The sequence below is a fragment of the Budvicia aquatica DSM 5075 = ATCC 35567 genome (assembly GCF_000427805.1).
Classification (GTDB): domain Bacteria; phylum Pseudomonadota; class Gammaproteobacteria; order Enterobacterales; family Enterobacteriaceae; genus Budvicia; species Budvicia aquatica.
The window spans coordinates 98,468-119,614 of the sequence record NZ_ATYS01000010.1 but is presented as its reverse complement, the minus strand read 5'-3'; the positions used below and the strand labels follow the sequence as shown (position 1 = coordinate 119,614).

Annotated in this window: 17 protein-coding genes; 11 read left to right on the top strand and 6 right to left on the bottom strand. The window is 45.7% G+C overall.

The window, feature by feature from the left end; genetic code table 11:
* The first annotated feature begins 5 nt into the window (after nt 1-5).
* The 3 genes from YWE_RS0106515 to YWE_RS0106500 all read left to right on the top strand — a co-directional run bounded on the left by YWE_RS0106515 (nt 6) and on the right by YWE_RS0106500 (nt 3,107).
* Entirely contained in the window at nt 6-977 is a 972-nt protein-coding gene (locus YWE_RS0106515; protein WP_029093797.1) for a sugar phosphate isomerase/epimerase family protein, read from the top strand.
* Between the two features lie 168 nt (nt 978-1,145).
* A complete protein-coding gene (locus YWE_RS0106510) occupies nt 1,146-2,414 on the top strand; it encodes an MFS transporter (protein WP_029093796.1) in 1,269 nt (422 codons plus the stop codon).
* A gap of 303 nt (nt 2,415-2,717) precedes the next feature.
* On the top strand, nt 2,718-3,107 hold the full coding sequence (locus YWE_RS0106500; protein WP_127526392.1) for a hypothetical protein: 390 nt from the start codon (nt 2,718-2,720) through the stop codon (nt 3,105-3,107).
* 111 nt (nt 3,108-3,218) lie between these two features.
* On the opposite strand, the gene gyrB is transcribed toward YWE_RS0106500, so the two are convergent.
* The 4 genes from gyrB to dnaA are packed head-to-tail and all read right to left on the bottom strand — an operon-like array spanning nt 3,219 to nt 9,264.
* On the bottom strand, nt 3,219-5,639 hold the full coding sequence (gyrB, locus tag YWE_RS0106495; protein WP_029093794.1) for a DNA topoisomerase (ATP-hydrolyzing) subunit B: 2,421 nt from the start codon (nt 5,637-5,639) through the stop codon (nt 3,219-3,221).
* Nucleotides 5,640-5,658: 19 nt separating this feature from the next.
* The gene (gene recF, locus YWE_RS0106490; RefSeq protein ID WP_029093793.1) at nt 5,659-6,744 is read right to left on the bottom strand and encodes a DNA replication/repair protein RecF; all 1,086 of its coding nucleotides are present in this window, start codon (nt 6,742-6,744) and stop codon (nt 5,659-5,661) included.
* A gap of 22 nt (nt 6,745-6,766) precedes the next feature.
* Nucleotides 6,767-7,867, bottom strand: coding sequence for a DNA polymerase III subunit beta (dnaN, locus tag YWE_RS0106485; protein WP_029093792.1), 1,101 nt, complete (start codon nt 7,865-7,867; stop codon nt 6,767-6,769).
* A 5-nt stretch (nt 7,868-7,872) separates the two neighbouring features.
* Nucleotides 7,873-9,264, bottom strand: a complete 1,392-nt coding sequence (dnaA, locus tag YWE_RS0106480) for a chromosomal replication initiator protein DnaA (RefSeq protein WP_036015307.1) — start codon at nt 9,262-9,264, stop codon at nt 7,873-7,875.
* 810 nt (nt 9,265-10,074) lie between these two features.
* Here dnaA and rpmH point away from each other — a divergent pair.
* From rpmH to YWE_RS0106445, 8 genes are all read left to right on the top strand, one after another.
* A complete protein-coding gene (gene rpmH / locus YWE_RS0106475; RefSeq protein WP_029093790.1) occupies nt 10,075-10,215 on the top strand; it encodes a 50S ribosomal protein L34 in 141 nt (46 codons plus the stop codon).
* 17 nt (nt 10,216-10,232) lie between these two features.
* Nucleotides 10,233-10,598, top strand: a complete 366-nt coding sequence (rnpA, locus tag YWE_RS0106470; protein WP_071605836.1) for a ribonuclease P protein component — start codon at nt 10,233-10,235, stop codon at nt 10,596-10,598.
* Complete coding sequence (gene yidD / locus YWE_RS29520; RefSeq protein WP_071605835.1) at nt 10,562-10,828, top strand: membrane protein insertion efficiency factor YidD; 267 nt, start codon at nt 10,562-10,564, stop codon at nt 10,826-10,828. The genes rnpA and yidD overlap by 37 nt, the downstream gene beginning before the upstream one ends.
* A gap of 2 nt (nt 10,829-10,830) precedes the next feature.
* Nucleotides 10,831-12,501, top strand: a complete 1,671-nt coding sequence (gene yidC, locus YWE_RS0106465; protein WP_029093788.1) for a membrane protein insertase YidC — start codon at nt 10,831-10,833, stop codon at nt 12,499-12,501.
* Nucleotides 12,502-12,620: 119 nt separating this feature from the next.
* Nucleotides 12,621-13,985 carry a tRNA uridine-5-carboxymethylaminomethyl(34) synthesis GTPase MnmE gene (mnmE, locus tag YWE_RS0106460; RefSeq protein WP_029093787.1) on the top strand — a complete coding sequence of 455 codons (1,365 nt, stop codon included), beginning with the start codon at nt 12,621-12,623 and terminating at the stop codon, nt 13,983-13,985.
* A gap of 18 nt (nt 13,986-14,003) precedes the next feature.
* Entirely contained in the window at nt 14,004-14,558 is a 555-nt protein-coding gene (locus YWE_RS0106455; RefSeq protein WP_029093786.1) for a hypothetical protein, read from the top strand.
* Between the two features lie 194 nt (nt 14,559-14,752).
* Nucleotides 14,753-15,160, top strand: a complete 408-nt coding sequence (locus YWE_RS0106450) for a DUF2628 domain-containing protein (protein ID WP_029093785.1) — start codon at nt 14,753-14,755, stop codon at nt 15,158-15,160.
* Between the two features lie 347 nt (nt 15,161-15,507).
* Nucleotides 15,508-16,962, top strand: a complete 1,455-nt coding sequence (locus tag YWE_RS0106445; protein ID WP_029093784.1) for an anion permease — start codon at nt 15,508-15,510, stop codon at nt 16,960-16,962.
* 65 nt (nt 16,963-17,027) lie between these two features.
* Here the strand turns inward: YWE_RS0106445 and YWE_RS0106440 are convergent, their stop codons facing one another.
* Nucleotides 17,028-18,500, bottom strand: a complete 1,473-nt coding sequence (locus YWE_RS0106440; RefSeq protein ID WP_029093783.1) for a DASS family sodium-coupled anion symporter — start codon at nt 18,498-18,500, stop codon at nt 17,028-17,030.
* Between the two features lie 354 nt (nt 18,501-18,854).
* Entirely contained in the window at nt 18,855-20,939 is a 2,085-nt protein-coding gene (locus tag YWE_RS0106435; protein WP_029093782.1) for an OPT family oligopeptide transporter, read from the bottom strand.
* Nucleotides 20,940-21,147 lie beyond the last annotated feature (208 nt).

Sequence of the window (21,147 nt, the reverse complement as noted above, 5' to 3'; positions counted from 1 at the left end):
GAGTCATGATAAGGAGTGAGGCTGAAAAAATAATTCAGCGTATAGATCACCTGCCGCTTTATTTACATGCATATGCTTACCATCTAAATATGAGGGTAGAAAATATTCTGCCGTTAGACCTATTAGATATTGCCGCTGAGCAGAAACTATTCGGCGTGAAGATTCACGTATTAGATGGTGAGACTCGTTCATTGGGGCAATCAGACGATCGGAGTTTGGCACTATTTGGTCAAAAAGCAGCGCAGTTAGGGTTAGATATACATATTGAGACCAGCTCCTCTGAGCCAAAGCTGATTGATCAGGCTGTAGATATTGCGTTGAAAGTGAAGGCGTCATCAGTACGATTTTATCCTCGCTATGAAGGCAATCTACAGCAGGTGATAGCTAAAATTGATTCAGATATTCAATATATTAAAAACACTTACTCTGACTCAGGATTAACCTTCACCCTTGAACAACATGAAGACTTAAAAGGGGCTGAACTGGCTGATATTGTCTCTCGAAGTGGTATGGATACGCTGTCTATTTTGTTTGATTTTGCCAATATGATTAATGCAAATGAGCAGCCGCTGGTCGCCCTGAGTGATATGGCTCCTTGGGTTACTCAGGTACATATTAAAGATGCCCTTATTATTCCTGAAGGAAAAGGAACCGGGCATAAAGCCTGTGCTTCGGGAGCGGGTGATATGCCATTTAAACAGCTATTAACCCGGCTGATTTGCCTTGGGGATGAACGACCACAGGTAGTGGCTTACGGTTTGGAAGAAGAAGTGGATTATTATGCACCGGCGTTTCGTTTTGACGATGAAGGTGATAATCCTTGGATTCCCTGGCGCCAAATGAGTGAAACACCGCTACCAAAAGAGCAATTGGCTGAACGGCTAGTTCAGGAGCGAAACGATGCATTAAAACAGATTAGCTTTGTACGAAGTATGCTTGATGAAATAAAACAAGATGCTCTCCTATTAATTAAATGAAAATGAGTGAAACTAAATTAATGTATTTAAGAAAATAGAATATTTTTGTTAAATGTAGGTGTTAATTAAATTTTATTACAAGAATTAAACGGTATTGCTTTATTTTATATTAAGTGAGTGATTTTATTCGCTTATAACAAATACTCTTAGACATGAGTAGGTAACCCTATGCTAACTAAAAAAAAGTGGGCTATATTTAGCCTGCTAACGCTTTGTGGCGGTACAATATATAAATTACCTTCGTTGAAAGATGCATTTTATATTCCAATGCAGGAATTCTTCCATTTAACCAATGGCCAGATTGGTAATGCCATGTCGGTTAACTCGTTCGTGACAACCATAGGCTTCTTTTTATCTATTTACTTTGCCGATAAATTACCCAGAAAATATACCATGTCGTTTTCACTTATTGCGACCGGCTTACTGGGTATTTACTTATCAACTATGCCGGGCTACTGGGGTATTCTTTTAGTTTGGGCACTGTTTGGCGTAACCTGTGATATGTTGAACTGGCCGGTATTACTCAAATCTATCAGTATGTTAGGCGATAGCAGTCAGCAAGGACGCCTGTTTGGTTTCTTTGAGACCGGGCGGGGCGTTGTTGACACCGTGGTTGCATTCTCAGCGCTCGGGCTGTTTGCTTACTACGGTAGCGGGCTATTGGGCTTTAAAGCTGGTATCTGGTTTTATTCGGGGATTGCTATTCTGGTCGGCATCTTTATCCCTTTAGTATTAAATGATAGTGATGATAAACCGCTGGTAGCTCATGCAGACAAGCCAAAGAATGACAGCAATAAAATGTCGAGCATACTAAAGAATAAGACGGTATGGATGATTGCCTTCAACGTCTTCTTTGTTTATGCGGTCTATTGTGGTTTAACCTTCTTTATCCCGTTCCTGAAAAATATCTATGCGCTGCCGATTGCCTTAGTCGGGGCATACGGCATTATTAATCAATACTGCTTAAAGATGATCGGTGGGCCGATTGGCGGCCTGATTTCAGATAAAATACTCAAATCGCCAAGCAAATACTTATGCTATTCGTTTATCGTTAGCGTGGCGGTTTTAGTACTGCTGATTATTCTTCCCCATGAGCAGATGCCGGTTTATTTAGGGATGGTTTGCACATTAGGCTTTGGTGCTATCGTGTTTACTCAGAGAGCGGTATTCTTCGCTCCGATTGGTGAAGCTAAGATTGGTGAAGAATCGACAGGGGCTGCCATGGCGCTTGGTAGCTTTATTGGCTATGCTCCGGCGATGTTCTGCTTTAGCCTGTACGGTCATATTCTGGATTCTAATCCGGGGATGCTGGGGTATAAGATCGTCTTCGGGATTATGGCCTGCTTTGCTTTCTGTGGTGCCATTGTATCCGTAGCGTTAATTAAAAATATCAATAAAAGCAAAGAAACAAATCAAACATTATCGGCTAATGTTTAGCACTAACCATAAAAAAAGCGTACAGCATATTTATGCTGTACGCTTTTTTGTGGGCGGTTATTCTAAAAATAAAAGGTTTGGTTAATGACCAATTAATCGAAATATTGATTGTGGTATATGATGATATATCCAAGAATGCGACGAATACTACTATCTTTAAATTTTATAGTTGATGTTGAAAAAGATAATTTAAAGTGTACACCTGTAATATTGGTGATAACCATTGTTCGTGGGTAAAATAAAGGACCTTGTCCAGCAGAGGTTAATGCTCCAATAGCGGCTGATTACTGGGATGCTACTCAGGTGGAATGGATAGGTCGTTTGAGTTTGTTAGAGATAATAAAAATGATTGATGCCAAAATAAAGAAGAAACGTACAAGAAAAATTAATGATTTAATCAAATCTAGTGCAAGCAAGAACAAACCAACATGCCGTGTATTAGAGCTGTGTAAACAATATTGTAATGGTGATGTAAGTGAGGAATACTTTAGAAAAGAGTATTTCACACTTTTACCTGACTGGTCTGAACACCATTGGCATTTTCGTTATGGTCAATGGTGGGAATCATTATCTTATGATGAACAATATCACCTAACCAATAAACATGGTGCGTTAAGAGATATTCTTCTTGCTCTAATAGAAGAAAAAGTATTACCCGATCTTAGAGGTATTTCCAAACATCATGATCAATAATTAATTGTCAAAAGGAGCCAATTGGCTCCTTTTATCTTATTGCGGACTAGACATCATCCCATCTTTGCTGGATTTCATCTCACTTTCGACTAGATCCGACAAAGTGAGAAACTAGATATCCAAATTCGCCACGCGCAGGGCATTCTCTTCGATAAACGCACGACGAGGTTCAACTTCATCACCCATTAATGTGGTGAACAGCTGATCGGCAGCGATAGCATCTTTGATGGTGACCTGAAGCATACGGCGACCTTGCGGATCCATGGTGGTTTCCCAAAGTTGCTCAGGGTTCATCTCACCCAGCCCTTTATAGCGCTGGATAGTCAGGCCACGGCGCGACTCTTTAACCAGCCACTCGATGGCTTGTTCAAAGCTATCGATAGCCTGACGACGCTCACCGCGTTCGATATAGGCGCCGTCTTCAATCAGGCCGCGCAGTTGCTCACCAAGATGACAGATTTTACGGTATTCACCGCCCAGCACGAAGTCGATATTCAGGCTGTAGTCAGTATCAACGCCGTGAGTACGAATACGGATTGCCGGCTCAAAGATGGCACGTTCACTGTTTTCCTGAACCAGAGCAATATAGGTACTGCCATGCTGCTCTTGCTCATTCAGAGTATTAACCAGAGTTTCAATCCAGTGTTGTACTTTGGCTTTATCTTCCAGAGTTTCAGTGGTCAGGGCTGGCTGATAAACCAGTTCATTCAGCAGCGCTAATGGGGTACGACGTTCCATACGCTTAAGCATTTTCTGGACGCTGTAATATTCAGCGACTAAACGCTCCAGTGGTTCACCGGCCATAGCTGGTGCATCCGGGTTAACGTGCAGAGAAGCACCGTCCAGAGCGGTAACGATCTGGTACTGGTCCATTGCTTCATCATCTTTGATGTACTGCTCTTGCTTACCTTTTTTCACCTTATATAACGGCGGTTGGGCAATATAGATATAGCCGCGCTCGATAACTTCAGGCATTTGGCGGTAGAAGAAGGTCAGCAGCAGGGTACGGATGTGTGAACCATCCACGTCGGCATCCGTCATGATGATGATGCTGTGATAGCGTAACTTGTCCGGGTTATATTCATCACGGCCAATGCCGCAGCCCAGAGCAGTGATCAGCGTGGCGACTTCTTGTGAGGAGAGCATCTTATCGAAGCGTGCTTTCTCAACGTTCAGAATTTTACCTTTCAGCGGTAAAATAGCCTGATTTTTACGGTTACGGCCCTGCTTAGCAGAACCGCCCGCTGAGTCCCCTTCCACCAGGTACAGTTCAGACAGTGCCGGATCTCTTTCCTGGCAGTCCGCCAGTTTACCCGGCAGTCCGCCCAGGTCTAACGCGCCTTTACGGCGGGTCATTTCACGGGCTTTACGCGCCGCTTCACGGGCTCGGGCAGCATCGATAATTTTGCCCACCACGATTTTTGCATCGGTCGGGTTTTCTAACAGGTATTCAGACAGCTTTTCCGCCATGATTGATTCAACGGCAGATTTTACTTCTGAGGAAACCAGTTTGTCTTTAGTCTGAGAAGAGAACTTAGGATCCGGTACTTTAACCGAAACCACTGCAATCAGGCCTTCACGGGCATCATCACCGGTTGCACTGACTTTTGCTTTTTTGCTGTAGCCTTCTTTTTCCATATAGTTATTTAGCGTACGGGTCATGGCCGCACGGAAACCGGCTAAGTGAGTACCGCCGTCACGCTGTGGAATATTGTTGGTAAAGCAGTAGATATTTTCTTGGAAACCGTCGTTCCACTGCAGAGAGATCTCTACATTGATACCGTCTTTTTCACTCTGATGGGTAAAGTAGAACACAGACGGATGGATCGGCGTTTTGTTACGGTTCAGGTATTCAACGAACGCTTTAATACCACCATCATAGTGGAAGTGATCGGATTTACCGTCGCGCTCATCAAACAGCTTAATAGAAACACCGGAGTTCAGGAATGATAGCTCGCGTAAGCGTTTAGCTAAAATATCGTAGTGGAACTCTAGGTTAGTGGTGAAGGTGTCCGGGCTTGGCCAGAAACGGATCATGGTACCGGTTTTATCGGTATCTGCGATCACTTTCAGTGGCGCTTCAGGTACACCGCCACGATAAATTTGCTTATGGGTTTTGCCTTCACGATCGATAATCAATTCCAGCTTATCTGACAGGGCGTTAACCACGGAAACGCCTACGCCGTGCAGACCACCTGACACTTTGTATGAGTTATCGTCAAATTTACCGCCGGCGTGCAGTACGGTCATAATAACTTCTGCCGCTGAAACGCCTTCTTCTTCATGAATACCGGTAGGTATACCGCGGCCGTCATCCTGTACTGATACTGAGTTATCTTTATGAATGGTAATGACAATATCTTTACAGTGGCCAGCCAGCGCTTCATCAATGGCGTTATCGACAACCTCGAATACCATGTGGTGCAGACCGGTGCCATCGTCCGTGTCACCGATATACATGCCCGGGCGTTTGCGTACCGCATCCAGACCTTTTAATACCTTGATACTTGAGGAATCATATGTATTCGACATTAGCGTTTCTCGCTCACTATTAATCCTGTGGTTGATGCTCTATTTTGCCATGTTCTACAAAGAACATCTTGCCCTTTTCATCCACCATATCAGCAATTTGTTCAGCGCTGACAGCGCTGACAAAAACCTGAGCTCCGGTGGCTTTTAAACGTTCGGCCAGTAATCTGCGGCGATGAACGTCGAGCTCGGAAGCAAAATCATCGATAAGATAGAGGCAACGACGTCCGCTCTGGCGGGTTAGGAATTCTCCCTGAGCCAGACGTAGTGCACACATCAATAATTTGAGCTGGCCGCGTGACAGCAGATCTTCAACCGGCGTTCCCTCTGCACGAATGCGGAAGTCTGCTTTATGTGGCCCCTGAGATGTATAAGTCAGGGCCCGATCTCGTTCAAACTGTCGCTCAAGAAGTTCACCATAATCGCTCTCTTTATCCCAACCGCGTTGGAAGGAGAAGGACAGGTTGAACTCCGGTAAAAACTCAGCACAGGTTGCGGTAATATCCTGTGCTATTGCGTCAGCATAAGCTGCCCTCCATTCACTGATTCGTATCGCCAGTGGGATTAATTCCTGATCCCAAGGCCGAATCTGTGAATAACGGCTGGTTTGCCGCAGAGCGGCATTACGCTGCTTGAGCAATCGACGAAGATTACTCCAGCCATGAAAAAAATGGGGTTCACTATGAAAACAGCCCCAGTCTAAAAATGCCCGACGGTACTTAGGCCCCCCGTTAAGTAGGGTGAAACCCTCAGGCGTGATTAGCTGAATCGGAAGCAGTTGGGCTAATTCAGAGACTTTATGGTCATCGCTGCCGTCAATTCGTACTTTCGTATCGCCGAGGCGGCTTTTTTGTAGCCCAACCGACAATTCTCGTTCACCGCTGGCTATTCTACCATGTAACACGAATTCTTGCTGCTCATGACGCACAACTCGGTTAGTTTGCAGGCTGCGAAAGGCGCGACCATGACCGAGCGTATAAACTGCTTCCAGTACGCTAGTCTTGCCGCTACCGTTAGGGCCGACAAAAAAATTAAAGCCGGCGGACGGTGCGAGATCCGCCGTTTCGATATTGCGGAAATCGTTTATCAGTAAACGGGTAAGAGCCATTCAGTAGTGCTGCCAGCCCCGCTTATAAACGCATTGGCATAACAACATAGGCCGCGCTTGGGTTTGCGCTGTCTTCAATCTGTACGCTAGATACAGAATCGGTCAGCAGCAGACGAACTGTTTCACACTTCAGTGCGTTAAGTACGTCAAGCACATAGCTTACGTTGAAACCTATTTCCAGATCGGTACCGCCGTAGGTGACGTCCAGAATCTCTTCCGCTTCTTCCTGCTCCGGGTTATTGGCCGTAATCTTCAACTGATTATGGTTTAAATAGAGGCGAACTCCGCGGAACTTCTCGTTCGACAAAATTGCCGCACGGGAGAATGCCTGCTTAAGTTCGTCGCATCCGGCTTCCAGCGTTTTGTCGGGGTTCTTCGGCAATACGCGGCGATAGTCAGGGAAACGGCCGTCAACCAGCTTGGAGGTAAAAATAAAGTCGCCGACGTGGGCGCGAATATTATTACTACCAATTTGCAGCTGTAGGTCGCCATTGTTGCCATCGAGCAGGCGGACCAGCTCAAGTACCCCTTTACGCGGAACAATAACGTCGTGCGGCGGTAATTTTTGGCCAACGGACATGGAACAGACTGCCAAACGGTGGCCATCAGTAGCGACAGTGCGCAACTCTTCCCCTTCGGTTTCAAACATCATCCCGTTAAGGTAGTAACGTACGTCCTGATGTGCCATGGAGAACTGGGTTGCTTCGATCAGTCGCTTCAGCGTTGCCTGAGGCAAGGTGAACTCAACTTCACTTTTCCAGTCATCCAGGTTTGGATAGTCGGCAGCAGGCAGCGTTGATAGTGAGAAACGGCTGCGGCCTGAACGAACCAATACGCGATCGTTTTCCAGTGCGATGCTGATTTCTGCACCATCGGGTAACCCGCGGCAGATATCGAGAAACTTACGTGCTGGTACGGTAATTGCGCCCGGTTCGTGAGGCTGGTTAAGCGTAATACGCGCGACCATCTCCATTTCCAGATCGGTACCGGTGAGCAACAAATAACCTTCTGTTACTTGAATCAGAAGGTTGCCGAGAATGGGCAGTGTAGGGCGACCACCCAAAGGGCTACTGACTTGCTGCAGCGGCTTTAATAAATGTTCACGGTCAATGATAAATTTCATAAGCTTTATGAGGATAATGTTCTGATTAAGTTAGAGAAATCTTCTTTGATATCGTGGCTTTCCTCTCGTAACTGTTCAATTTTACGACAGGCATGCAGCACGGTTGTATGGTCTCTTCCACCAAACGCATCACCAATTTCCGGTAAGCTGTGATTGGTTAACTCTTTTGCCAGCGCCATAGCCATCTGACGCGGGCGTGCAACGGAACGAGAGCGGCGTTTAGACAGCAGGTCCGCAATCTTAATTTTATAATATTCCGCGACGGTTTTCTGGATGTTATCAATAGTAACCAGCTTTTCTTGCAGCGCCAATAAGTCACGCAGTGCTTCGCGGACAAAATCAATGGTAATGGCGCGCCCGGTAAAGTTGGCATTTGCTATCACGCGGTTGAGTGCACCTTCTAACTCTCGCACATTAGAGCGCAGGCGTTTAGCAATAAAGAAAGCCACTTCGGCCGGTAAGCGGATGTCGTTCTCGTCCGCTTTTTTCATTAGGATCGCCACTCGGGTTTCTAATTCCGGTGGTTCGATCGCCACCGTCAGTCCCCAACCGAAGCGGGATTTCAGGCGGTCTTCTACACCATTGATCTCTTTTGGATAGCGGTCAGAGGTAAGAATAATTTGTTGGTTACCTTCTAACAGCGCATTAAAGGTATGAAAAAATTCTTCCTGTGAGCGCTCTTTATTGGCAAAGAATTGAATATCATCAATTAACAGGGCATCAACCGAGCGATAATAACGCTTAAATTCTTCAATGGCGTTATTTTGCAGGGCCTTAACCATGTCTTGAACGAAACGCTCAGAGTGCATATACACCACTTTAGCGTTAGGCTTGCGTTCAATGATGCCATTGCCAACAGCGTGCAATAAGTGGGTTTTACCTAAACCGGTGCCACCATATAAGAACAGTGGGTTATAGGCACCGCCGGGATTATCCGCAACCTGTCGAGCGGCAGCCCGTGCCAGTTGGTTTGATTTACCTTCAACAAAGTTATCAAACTGATGCTTAGGGTTCACCCCTGAACGATAAGAAAGTTCAGGCTGCGCCGATTGGTTTTCCCAACTTGGGCGCACAGCCGCTGGTCGTACCGATGCCGGGCGAGCCTGACTGTTATTATCGGACGTTTTTACCTGTGTATGGGCGCGAATCTGCGGCTTAGTTCCAACTTCAAAGCGCAGTTGAGGAACGTCAGAACCACAGAAATCATTTAATAACGCATTGATATTATTTATATATTTATCGCGGACCCAATCAAGCACAAATCGATTAGGCGCGTATAGGGCGAGTGTATTGTCACTCAGTTCCGCCTGCAACGGACGAATCCACATACTAAATTCTGTGGCAGGTAATTCATCTTGCAGTCGGGCAAGGCACTGCTGCCAAAGAGAAAGTGACACGGCGAACTCCACTCGAACAAGAACAATAAAAAAGTAAGGGAGATAGATATAATTTTTTTCGTATCCCGTACCGCGTACTACGTTTTTTTAAGGTTTGGCGCCAGGAATGCATGTTCCGATAGATTCATTTGTTTTATATCGGCGTCCTGCCGTATCGATCCGCAATGTTGGGATCGTAATCAGCGCCAGTAGATAATAGCGCAAAGCGCTAAATAGATCTCCCTTTCCATGCGGAAGATCGTAATTTTATCCACAGGCAAAGCGGAGTTTACCTGAATAAGTCGGTAAAGTGTGCGCTTAGATCAACAAAGTATAGATAAATTTGGCAAATTTTTGTGTGTAAATTTTTCAGCCAGCGTTGGTATCAGCCTGTTAGCAATCAAAGCGTTGCTATTGTGGATAATTCTAAGCGTTGGGGATAATTTATTAAGTCGCGGGTTGATCTTAGGAAAGGATCGGAAGAACTTAAAGGATCGTCTCAGGATCCTTGCGCTTTTTTAGGGAGTCCGTATAATTCTCAGCCCTACTTGTGGCGCTTCTCGCTCTTTAGTATTTTTGTTTCTTTCTATATAGACATAGTTAAGTAAAGTTTTAACGATTGTTTATAGCAGAAAACGCGGAAAAACTAGGGTTCGTAGTGGTAACTACGAGTTTTTGAGCAGAGATAAGCGTTCGGAATTGACTCGGGGCTGTACAATTATTACAATCCCGCCTCTTTGTATATTGCGATTGAGGCGTCGGTCGTTTTCACGTCGAGTAGCCAAACGCGCTTACTAATTAGTAATAATCAAGATTTAGGTAGAGATCGCCATGAAACGCACTTTTCAACCGTCAGTATTAAAACGTAATCGTAGCCACGGCTTTCGTGCACGTATGGCCACTAAAAACGGCCGCCAGGTTTTAGCACGTCGTCGTGCTAAAGGCCGCACTCGTTTATCTGCTTCAAGTTAATCGAGTTAACCATCTGTGTGGTTAAGCTTAAGCTAGCATTCCCCAGGGAGTTACGTTTGTTAACTCCCAGTACTTTCACATTTGTCTTCCAACAGCCTCAACGGGCCGGTGTTCCTCAAATTACCATTCTTGGCCGATCAAATACGTTGGGTCATCCTCGTATTGGTCTTACTGTTGCAAAGAAATTCGTTAAGCGAGCTCATGAACGTAATCGAATTAAACGCCTAACCCGCGAAAGTTTTCGTTTACACCAGCATGATTTACCTTCGATGGATTTTGTTGTAATTGCCAAAAAGGGTATCGCCGATCTGGATAATCATACGCTGACGGAAGCATTGGATAAGTTATGGCGTCGTCATTGTCGGCTGGCTCCCGTATCTTGATTATGTTGATACGCGGTTATCAACTGGTAATCAGTCCGTTACTCGGACCACATTGCCGGTTCCGTCCAACCTGTTCTCAATACGGAATTGAGGCATTGCGCAGGTTTGGTATGGTGAAAGGTAGTTGGTTGACAATCAAACGCGTATTAAAATGCCATCCTTTACACGAGGGTGGTGATGATCCAGTTCCGCCCAACAACAATAATACTGACCATAATAGAGAACATTAACAATGGATTCTCAACGCAATCTTCTTCTTATCGCTCTGCTGTTCGTTTCATTTATGATTTGGCAGGCTTGGGAAACAGATAACGCTCCACAACCAGCTCCACAAACTACGCAACAAACTACCGGTGCGGGTTCTACAGCGACTGGTTCAACCGGCTCAACCCAAGCTGAACTCGCTGCGGGTGAAGGCGGTTTGATTACAGTTAAAACTGACGTTCTTTCTATGGTTATCAACACCCGTGGTGGTGATATTCAAGAAGCAGACCTGTTGGCTTACCCTGACACGTTAGGATCAAACCAACCGTTTAGGCTGTTAGAAAATACCGCCGGCTTCTCTTATCAGGCACTTAGTGGTCTGGTCGGTAAGAATGGCCCGGATAACCCGGCTAACGGTGCACGCCCGCTTTATGAGTCTAAGCAAGATGCTTATGAGCTGGCAGACGGTCAGAATGAACTGGTTATTCCATTAACCTATACCGACAAAAGCGGCGTTCAGTACACCAAGACTTTTGTACTTAAGCGCGGCGAGTATGTGATCGATGTGGATTACACGGTGAATAACACCAGTGCTCAGCCCGTTGACTTAGTGCTGTTTGGTCAATTGAAACAAAGTACTAAACTGCCAAAATCTCGTGATACCGGCAGCAGTAACTTTGCTCTGCATACTTATCGTGGCGCAGCTTACTCATCTGATGACAACAAATATAAGAAATATAGCTTTGATGACATTACCGATGAGAACCTGAAGATCGATACCAAAGGTGGCTGGGTAGCCATGCTTCAGCAGTACTTTGCTACTGCATGGGTGCCGAATAAAGATAGCCAAAGTACCTTCTTCACGACTGAAGGCGACGGCCAGTCAGCGATTAGCTTTAGAAATGCCCCTGTTATTATTCAACCGGGTGAAACTAAAGAGTTAGGCGCACAGCTTTGGGTTGGTCCTGAAATTCAGAACCAAATGGCAGCAGTGGCACCGCATCTGGACTTAACCGTAGACTATGGTTGGTTATGGTTTATCTCTCAGCCACTGTTTAAGTTACTGAAGTTTATTCATAGCTTTGTCGGTAACTGGGGCTTCTCGATTATTATCATTACCTTTATTGTGCGCGGAATTATGTATCCGTTGACCAAAGCACAATATACCTCAATGGCCAAGATGAAGCTGTTACAGCCGAAGCTACAGGCTATGCGTGAGCGTATTGGTGATGATAAGCAGCGCATGAGTCAGGAAATGATGGCGCTGTACAAAGAAGAAAAAGTTAACCCGCTGGGTGGCTGCTTCCCGTTAATTATTCAGATGCCAATCTTCCTGGCACTGTATTACATGTTAATGGGATCGGTAGAACTGCGTCATGCGCCGTTTGCCCTGTGGATCCATGACTTATCTGCACAAGATCCGTACTATATTCTGCCGCTGTTAATGGGTGGAACAATGTTCATGATCCAGAAGATGTCACCAACGCCGGTGACAGATCCTATGCAGCAGAAGATCATGACCTTTATGCCTGTAATCTTTACCGTGTTCTTCCTGTGGTTCCCGTCAGGTCTGGTTCTGTATTATATCGTGAGTAACTTAGTTACCATTATTCAGCAGAAACTTATCTACCGTGGATTAGAGAAGAAAGGCTTACACAGCCGCGATAAGAAAGAAAAGAAAGAGAAAAAACTCTCTTAATTCGTACGGTAAGCTACTGCAATAAGCTCGATAAAAGGCGGTCATTATGACCGCCTTTTTTATATAATGATGCCAATGTCTATAGCCAACATCATTCACTTTGACCTGAGAATATAATCATGATGACAACTGATACCATCGTAGCCCAAGCAACGCCACCGGGACGCGGCGGCGTCGGTATACTTCGTGTTTCTGGTAAGCAGGCATCTGAGGTTGCTCGACAGGTGCTGGGTAAGCTGCCTAAACCTCGCTATGCCGACTATCTACCCTTCCTTGATGGCGACGGCACTATTCTCGATCAGGGAATTGCGCTCTATTTTCCCGGACCAAACTCATTTACGGGTGAAGACGTACTCGAACTTCAGGGGCACGGCGGGCCGGTTATTCTCGATTTATTGCTAAAACGCATTTTGTCTTTATCAGATATTCGTATTGCCCGCCCGGGGGAGTTTTCTGAGCGTGCTTTTTTGAATGACAAACTCGATCTGGCACAGGCCGAAGCGATAGCCGATCTTATTGATGCCAGCTCCGAGCAGGCTGCCCGTTCGGCGATTAACTCACTGCAGGGCGTATTCTCTAACCGTGTTCATCAATTAGTGGAAGCACTCACTCACCTGCGCATTTATGTGGAAGCTGCTATCGATTTTCCGGATGAAGAAATTGATTTTCTGTCAGACGGAAAGATTGAAGGCCAACTGAATACAGTGATGGCGGAGTTGGATGGTGTCAGGCAGGAAGCGCGTCAGGGTAGCCTGCTGCGCGAAGGTATGAAGGTGGTGATTGCCGGTCGCCCTAATGCGGGTAAGTCCAGCCTGCTTAATGCACTGGCGGGTCGTGAAGCCGCTATTGTAACGGATATTGCCGGCACCACTCGTGATGTGCTGCGTGAACATATCCATATCGACGGTATGCCGTTACATATTATTGATACCGCAGGCCTGCGTGAAGCCGGTGATGAAGTTGAGCGTATTGGTATTGAGCGGGCATGGAACGAGATAGAGCAGGCCGATCGGGTGCTGTTTATGGTTGACGGTACCACTACTGACGCCACCGAACCTGAACAAATTTGGCCCGAGTTTATGGCCCGCCTGTCGGCCTCATTGCCGATAACCGTGGTGCGTAATAAAGCCGATCTGACCGGCGAAACCCTAGGGATTAGTGAAGTAAATGGTCACTCACTGATTCGCCTCTCCGCCCGTACCGGTGAAGGTGTGCAGGCGCTGCGGGATCATCTTAAAGAATCAATGGGGTTCACCAGTAATACCGAAGGCGGATTCCTGGCCCGTCGCCGGCACTTAGAGGCGCTGGAAAAGGCGGCTGAGCATTTAGAGCAAGGTATGGATCAGTTAGTGGGTGCTCGCGCCGGAGAATTGCTGGCAGAAGAATTAAGGCAGGCACAGCTGGCACTGAGTGAAATTACCGGTGAGTTCACTTCAGACGATCTGTTGGGGCGGATTTTCTCGAGTTTCTGTATCGGTAAGTAAAATAAGTGAAGCCCAACAATGTTCAGTTTATTAGTGCGGTTTATCAGTAAGGAAATAGAGACGCAACAGTTTCTTCGGCAGCTTTATCAGTCCGGCGAGTTGATGGATGCGTTGGAGTGTGAAACTGAGCTGGCAAAATGTACTGAGCATTCAAATTTACTTCTTTGCGTGTTGGATTCAGATAACATTTATTTGCAGACCATTGTACTTCCTCCACTGCTAGCGGCTTTTCTTGATAAAAATGGCATCAGTTCGGCGAAGATTCCAGCGGCCGCAGGGAAATATCATATTTGGCTGGTTGAAGGTGGCTATAACGTTGGTACTAAACAGCTAGAACAGGTCATCGATTTAGAACATGCCATCGTCTGTTTTTATGATGCAAAGCTGGGTTTTTGGCAGCCGGCGCTAAGTGATTTTGGCGATTTTGAGTCAGTTGTTGACCGTAGTTTTGGTCGGCATTGGCGCCATATGGATTGTTGGCTGTTTGCGGCAGAAGACGTTGTTAATGAGAGTCGAATAAAAATCAATCGTAACAATATAATTTATTTGGGTAATTATGAAATTCACAAATAAAACATTATTTCAATATTAATTTTATGTTGCTATTGATTAAGTAATAATTGTTATTGAGAATAATTTAACACGCTTTATTATATGCCAATACTTGTAATTTCTTATTTATCGAGTAAAATTTATTATCCCGTATAAAAATAATTCTATTTTAAATTCGGTCATTAATCCTATATTTAAGCCAAGGAACAAAAATCATGGATAGAAGTAAGTATTCAGAAAAGTGGCTAGCGCGTTTCGACTTTTTTGAACAATATGGTGCGCCAAGCACACCTGAGCATAAAGCCGCAATTAAGGCCGCTAAGCCCGGTCGTCGTATCTTAATTGGTATGAATATCATCGCCTTCTTCTTTGGCTTTATCTATTTCTTTGTTCTCGGCCTGTGGAAAAAGAATCTGGTACTATTTGGTATCTGCATCATTATTGGTCTGGTACTTGGTGTTTTCCAGGCTGTTACCGGATTCTATTTACCCCAAGGTATCGATATCGGAATCAACATTGCCTTAGCTATGATGTGGTCGATGACCGCGAACTATGCTTACTATTTGAAAGAAGTTAAAGGCAGTGATAGCTGGAACCCATTTGAAGGTATGCGAATGATTTAAAGCAATTAACTTTGTTGCTTTAAATATTAAGGCCCACTGTATACGGTGGGTTTTTTTATTGTTGTTGCGCAATATACGTATTAAGCAAAGCCATATTTAATTTCTATTATCTCAATACATTATATCCTGACTTAACAATCCGCCATTAACCACATTTCGTGTTTAGTCTGCACATAGTTTAGCCACTTATCCTTTTTTGAGTCAGTGCTAGTATCCAGAAATCTTATTACCCATATTAATTATATGGGTTAAGAGACTGAGATGATATTGGTGCTCTTATTTATAACGATTAACAGCGGCGTCAGTATTTGTCTTCCTTATTTTTGTCATGTTTTTGGGCAGACTCTATGAAAACATATCTCAAAATACTGGTTCCTTTTATTGCCGCACTGCTAATCGGTTTAATACCGGTCCCGGCTGGTTTACCTGCCTATGCCTGGTATTTTTTCGCGATATTCTGCGGATGCATTATCGGTTTGATTTTTGAGCCTCTTCCCGGAGCGGTTATCGGATTGATCAGCGTGGTCGCAACGGCCATGCTGGCTCAATATGCTCTGTTCTCGCCTGAGCAACTGGCCAGCCCTAAGTTCAACTGGCCGGATAATGCATTGAAATGGGCAATTTCAGGTTTTTCTAATACTACGGTATGGTTGATTTTTGGGGCATTTATGTTTGCTATGGGATATAACAAAACCGGGTTGGGAAGGCGTATTGCACTATGGTTGGTTAAAGCATTGGGTAAGCGCACGCTAACATTAGGTTATGCCATTATGATATCCGATGTATTACTGGCCCCCTTTACGCCTTCAAATACCGCGCGCAGTGGCGGGATTATTTTCCCGATTATCAGTAATCTACCGCCGCTATATGACTCAAAACCCAACGATCCCAGTATGAAGCGAATCGGCACTTACCTTATGTGGGTGGCCATTGCCTCGACCTGTGTAACCAGTACGCTGTTTATGACTGCACTGGCGACCAATACTCTGTCAATTGGTTTAGTCGACAGCATCACCGGTATTCGGATTAGCTGGGGTGAATGGTTTTCGGTCACTGCGCCGGCCGGGATTCTATTGCTAATTATTGTGCCGTTACTCAGCTATTGGATGTGTCCGCCGGAGATTAAGCAAGGGAATTCGATCCCTGAATGGGCGGCGACCGAATTGGCGACCATGGGAAAAATTAGTCGTAATGAAGTACTGCTGCTGGTTTCCGTTTTCTGTGCGTTATTTCTATGGATATTTGGCGGCTCATTTATCTCTACGGCGATGGTTGGGCTGCTGGTTCTGGCTGTATTATTGATTCTCAATGTTATTAGGTGGGATGACGTACTGTCTAATACTACTGCGTGGAGCACCTTAATTTGGTATGCCACTCTGATGGCTATGGCCGATGGCTTAAAGAACGTCGGGTTTGTTAGTTGGTTCGGCAGTATTATGGGTGGGCATCTGCAAGGATTAACGCCGATGGTTGCCATGATTATGCTGACCTGTATTTATTACTTTTTACACTACCTGTTTGCCAGTTCTTCAGCTCATGCTACCGCCTTATTACCCGTAATATTAGCCGTTGCATCCGGTATCCCGGGGCTGGATATGCGCCTGTTTGTACTGATCTTGTTACCGGTCGCCGGTCTGATGGGAATCATTACCCCCTATGGCACCGGACCGAGTCCTGTTTACTATGGCGGCGGTTATCTGCCAAGCGCCCTTTGGTGGAAGCTTGGGGCAGTATTTGGTGTACTGTTCTTGGTGGTGTGGCTGGCGTTGACCATTCCTTGGCTAATGTTCTTGCAGAGTTAGCTACTTTAAATAACCTAACGGCTCCCAAGGGAGCCGTTAGCGTCAATGAGGTGAATATCTAAGCGTTACCAGTATCCTAACCACTTCCACCACAGTCCACCGACCGTTATCCAGATAATCAGGTTAACTACGCTGAGAATAAATCCGGTTTTCCACCACTCGCCTAAGGAAACATAGCCAGAACCGAAGATAATCGGCGCTGTACCCGTTCCGTAATGAGTGAGGGACATCATCAGAGATGAAGAGAAAGCTAAAATTAAGCCTAATAACGCCGGAGGCGCACCCAATGCCAGGCCCGCGGTAAAGAAGGCGGCGAACATTGCGGTAATATGCGCAGTAGTGCTGGCAAAAAAGTAGTGGGAATAAACATAGACTAACACCAGCAAAATAGTACCGCCAATCCAGCCAATGCCTAAGTTATCAATTGCCCCGCCAACAGACTGTGAGAGCCAACTGATTAAGCCGAGCTTTCCGAGGAAGGTTGCCATCATAACCAGTGCGGCAAACCAGACCACGGTATCCCAAGCCCCTTTGTTTTTTAATAAATCGTCCCAGCTTAGTACGCCGGTCATCAGTAAAATAGATAAGCCAATAAAGGCGGCAGTGGTTGGATTGACTGACCATCCGTCACCTAAAATAAGCGCAGGAATACCGGCCCATAGCAGTAACAGCAAACCGAATACGGCCAGCGTAATTTTTTCTGACAAAGATATTGGCCCCAGCGCACTAAGCTTCTCCCTGGCAAAAACCTGCGCATTGGGAGTATGTTTAATTTCAGGCGGATAGAGCCAATAAATGACTAATGGAACAACGATCAAAGAGACAATAGCGGGAACCAGTGCCGCTATCGCCCACATACCCCAGCTCAGCTCAAAGCTGGGGTCAGTTCCTTTCATGATAAAGCTGACAATTAGCGGGTTAGGGGCCGTGGCAGTAATAAACATGGCTGAGGTGATAGGGTTAATATTGTAATTCACTAATGACAGATAACGACCAATTTTCTCTGTCGAGCCGGGCTCTGGTTTTGAATCAAAGCTATCGGCAATAGAGCGCATCACCGGGTGGATAATGCCGCCGCCACGAGCTGTATTACTCGGTGTTACCGGGGCCAGCGTGGTTTCGGCAAGGGCCAATGCGTAGGCAATACCTAATGTGCTCTTACCAAACAAAGAAATAAAATAGTAACCGATACGTGCACCGAGCCCGGTCTTACTCAAACTGAGCGAGACCATAATCGAAATACCAATCAACCAGATAAGCTGATTGGAAAAACCGCTCAATGCATCATTTAGCGCAGCACCCGGCTTGCCGGGGTTAGTGACGCCGGTTAGTGCCACTAGCGCAATAGCCACAATTGAAATGGCGCCGATGGGCATGGCCTTACCGATAATTGCAGCGATTGTGCCGACGAATAGCGCCAGAAGGTGCCATGCATTAGGCGTAACGTTTTGAGGTACTGGAATAACAAACCAAATAATAAGGGTAATGGCAATGGCAATAAGGGAAGGAATTGGTTTCAGCGGAGTCATTCTATCCATAATATTCTCTACTCTTCCAAATAGAATCGGTATCTCAAAATAACAGAGATAAGCTGAGGCAAAGTCGGGCTTTATCATTAGCCAAGCAAAGAGTCTATCGGATTGATTGTCCTCTCGGCCAGGGTTGGAACAGGCTGAGTATGGCGTAACTTTCTTCCATTTAGATTATCGCTAATGACACCTTTGCAATCAGTATCATAATGTTTTTTGGGGAATAATAAAGTTCAGGTAGGTGAAAGTGTGTCACTGGTAACTAAAACTGTAGGGAAGTTCGGCGTTCGGGTAACACTTCAGATTAGTCGCGTTACCCGTTTTATGGCAGCAGCCATTAATGACTGCTGCCAGTGAGTGGTGTTAGCGCGTTTTAACGGCACTCAGCACGCGTCTGATAAATAATGCACAAATCACAACAAACACCAGCAGGCCCAACAGTTGCTGGATTAATCCTGATTCACCAAAGATAGGCGTTAGCCATGAGGTAATAGACAATGGTGCATCGCTACCCCCGTTGGTGATACTGATAACAATGACTACTGCCAGCGCGACGCCGACTAAGCTTTCACCAACGATCAGACCTGAAGCGATTAATGCGCCTTTACGTTCAACCGGCTTAAACATAGTCGCAAAATCAGCGTTCTCAGCTTGGGCTTTCTTTTTAACCTGACTGGAGATAATCCATGAAAGTACTGAGCCAATAATTAACGGCGCGGTAATTGCCGGTGGCAGATAGATGCCCATGCCCACTGCCAGAGCCGGAATACGTAAATTGCTGCCTTTCTTCGCCAGTAACAGGTCAATAACGATAACTACCGCCCCAATGACTAAGCCAATAATAATCATTGTCCACTCAAGTTTATGAGAGAAAATGCCTTTGGCGATGGTGGTCATTAAGGTTGCTTGCGGTGCGGCCAGTACCTGATTAGGGTCCATATCAGGACGAGGAATTGCGCCGCTAAAGCCATAGGCTTCATACAGCAGGTCCAGAACCGGCGCGATAACCGCGGCGCCGACCATACAGCCAATAAGCAATGCTACCTGTTGACGCCACGGGGTAGCCCGAACCAGATAGCCGGTTTTTAAATCCTGCAGGTTATCGTTGGAAATAGTTGCAATGGCTAACACCGCACTGGTGGTAAATATCGCCAGTGCGGTAGCAAAGTTAGTTCCCTGCTCAGAGTCCAGCATGCCGTTTAATCCGCCCATAAACAGCAGTAACAGCGAGATGACCGTAATGGCAATAATACCAATGCCTGAAATCGGACTGGCTGAGGAGCCGACCAGACCGGCCATATAACCACAGGCTGCAGCGACTAAGAAGCCAATGACAAAGGCAAAAATAACCGAACCGATAACCAGGCCCCAAGCGGTAACCTGAGAGAGCCCACTGTCAGCAACAAATGAGTAGAAAGTGGCGATCAGTACCAGAAACATCACTACGCTGATAAGCAAAACAATCTTAGGTGACAGATCTAGCTCGGTTCGTGGAATAACGTCACCGGCATTGTTTGAGTTTAAAGAACGAAGCGAGGTTTTCATTCCTTCAATAATAGGCTTTATCAGGGTTAATAAGGTCCAGATGGCGGCAATGGCCAGCGTACCGGCACCGATAAAGCGCACATCACTTGACCATAGCTTCATGGCAAATGAACCGATAGAGACGCCTTCAGGAACCACTAATGATGAGCTGATAACCGGGATGGCAACGCCCCATGCAATGAGGGTACCAATGAGAATGGCGATGCCAGAAGCAATACCAATCAGGTAACCGGCGCTTAATAAGGCTAACGAGAAGCCGATAGGAAGCTGGAAGATCGCCCGACCTTGGGTGAACCAGTAGCTGGCCCCGTCGGATAATAACCGCAGACCGTTAGTGGCAAAACTAACGGCAGCAGCAATAAAACCACCGAACAGAATATCCCGGAAGCCGCTGTCTTTAGCTTCTCCGGTAGCACTGTCGATTTGATTGCTTTGCAGCTTATCGTTCTCATCCACATAGTCGTTACAGCCCGCCTTGAGTATTTCAGCGGCGGCTACGCCTTCCGGATAAGGCAGGCGGCTTTTAACAACCATCGCATGACGCAGTGGTATAGAGAACACGACGCCTAACATACCGCCGGCGGAGCAGATCAGCAGGGTTTGCCAGAACGGAAAGCTCTGCCAATAGCCGATCATCAATAATCCCGGAAGGATAAAAATAACGGATGACAGGGTTCCGGCTGCGGAAGCCTGAGTCTGCACCATGTTATTTTCTAGGATATTAGAGTTAGAAAAGAAACGTAACACTGCCATAGAGATAACGGCGGCAGGTATTGCGGATGAGAAGGTTAGCCCGACTTTTAATCCTAAATAGACGTTAGATGCGGTAAATATTACGGTAATTAACGCACCGATAATAATTCCACGCAGCGTCAGTTCGCGGATTGGCGTTGTATTATTCATGATGTATGTGTGCTCATTAATTATTCACCTGCTCGGTATTAAGGCAGGCTTATTTTTGTATTGTACGGTTCAAAATATTCATTTTGATCGAGCCATTATAACGAACTAGAATCGATGTGGCTTATGATTATTATCATTATAAAAGAATAAATGGCTGATTATTGTTCTATATTATGAATATATATAATCTATACTTGCGTCTCAATAA

Excerpts from the sequence above, each read along its gene's own strand:
- YWE_RS0106515 (WP_029093797.1), top strand. The coding sequence starts at position 6 with ATGATAAGGAGTGAGGCTGAAAAAATAATTCAGCGTATAGATCACCTG.
- YWE_RS0106510 (WP_029093796.1), top strand. The coding sequence starts at position 1,146 with ATGCTAACTAAAAAAAAGTGGGCTATATTTAGCCTGCTAACGCTTTGT.
- gyrB (WP_029093794.1), bottom strand. The coding sequence starts at position 5,639 with ATGTCGAATACATATGATTCCTCAAGTATCAAGGTATTAAAAGGTCTG.
- recF (WP_029093793.1), bottom strand. The coding sequence starts at position 6,744 with ATGGCTCTTACCCGTTTACTGATAAACGATTTCCGCAATATCGAAACG.
- dnaN (WP_029093792.1), bottom strand. The coding sequence starts at position 7,867 with ATGAAATTTATCATTGACCGTGAACATTTATTAAAGCCGCTGCAGCAA.
- rpmH (WP_029093790.1), top strand. The coding sequence starts at position 10,075 with ATGAAACGCACTTTTCAACCGTCAGTATTAAAACGTAATCGTAGCCAC.
- yidD (WP_071605835.1), top strand. The coding sequence starts at position 10,562 with ATGGCGTCGTCATTGTCGGCTGGCTCCCGTATCTTGATTATGTTGATA.
- yidC (WP_029093788.1), top strand. The coding sequence starts at position 10,831 with ATGGATTCTCAACGCAATCTTCTTCTTATCGCTCTGCTGTTCGTTTCA.
- mnmE (WP_029093787.1), top strand. The coding sequence starts at position 12,621 with ATGATGACAACTGATACCATCGTAGCCCAAGCAACGCCACCGGGACGC.
- YWE_RS0106455 (WP_029093786.1), top strand. The coding sequence starts at position 14,004 with ATGTTCAGTTTATTAGTGCGGTTTATCAGTAAGGAAATAGAGACGCAA.
- YWE_RS0106450 (WP_029093785.1), top strand. The coding sequence starts at position 14,753 with ATGGATAGAAGTAAGTATTCAGAAAAGTGGCTAGCGCGTTTCGACTTT.
- YWE_RS0106445 (WP_029093784.1), top strand. The coding sequence starts at position 15,508 with ATGAAAACATATCTCAAAATACTGGTTCCTTTTATTGCCGCACTGCTA.
- YWE_RS0106440 (WP_029093783.1), bottom strand. The coding sequence starts at position 18,500 with ATGGATAGAATGACTCCGCTGAAACCAATTCCTTCCCTTATTGCCATT.
- YWE_RS0106435 (WP_029093782.1), bottom strand. The coding sequence starts at position 20,939 with ATGAATAATACAACGCCAATCCGCGAACTGACGCTGCGTGGAATTATT.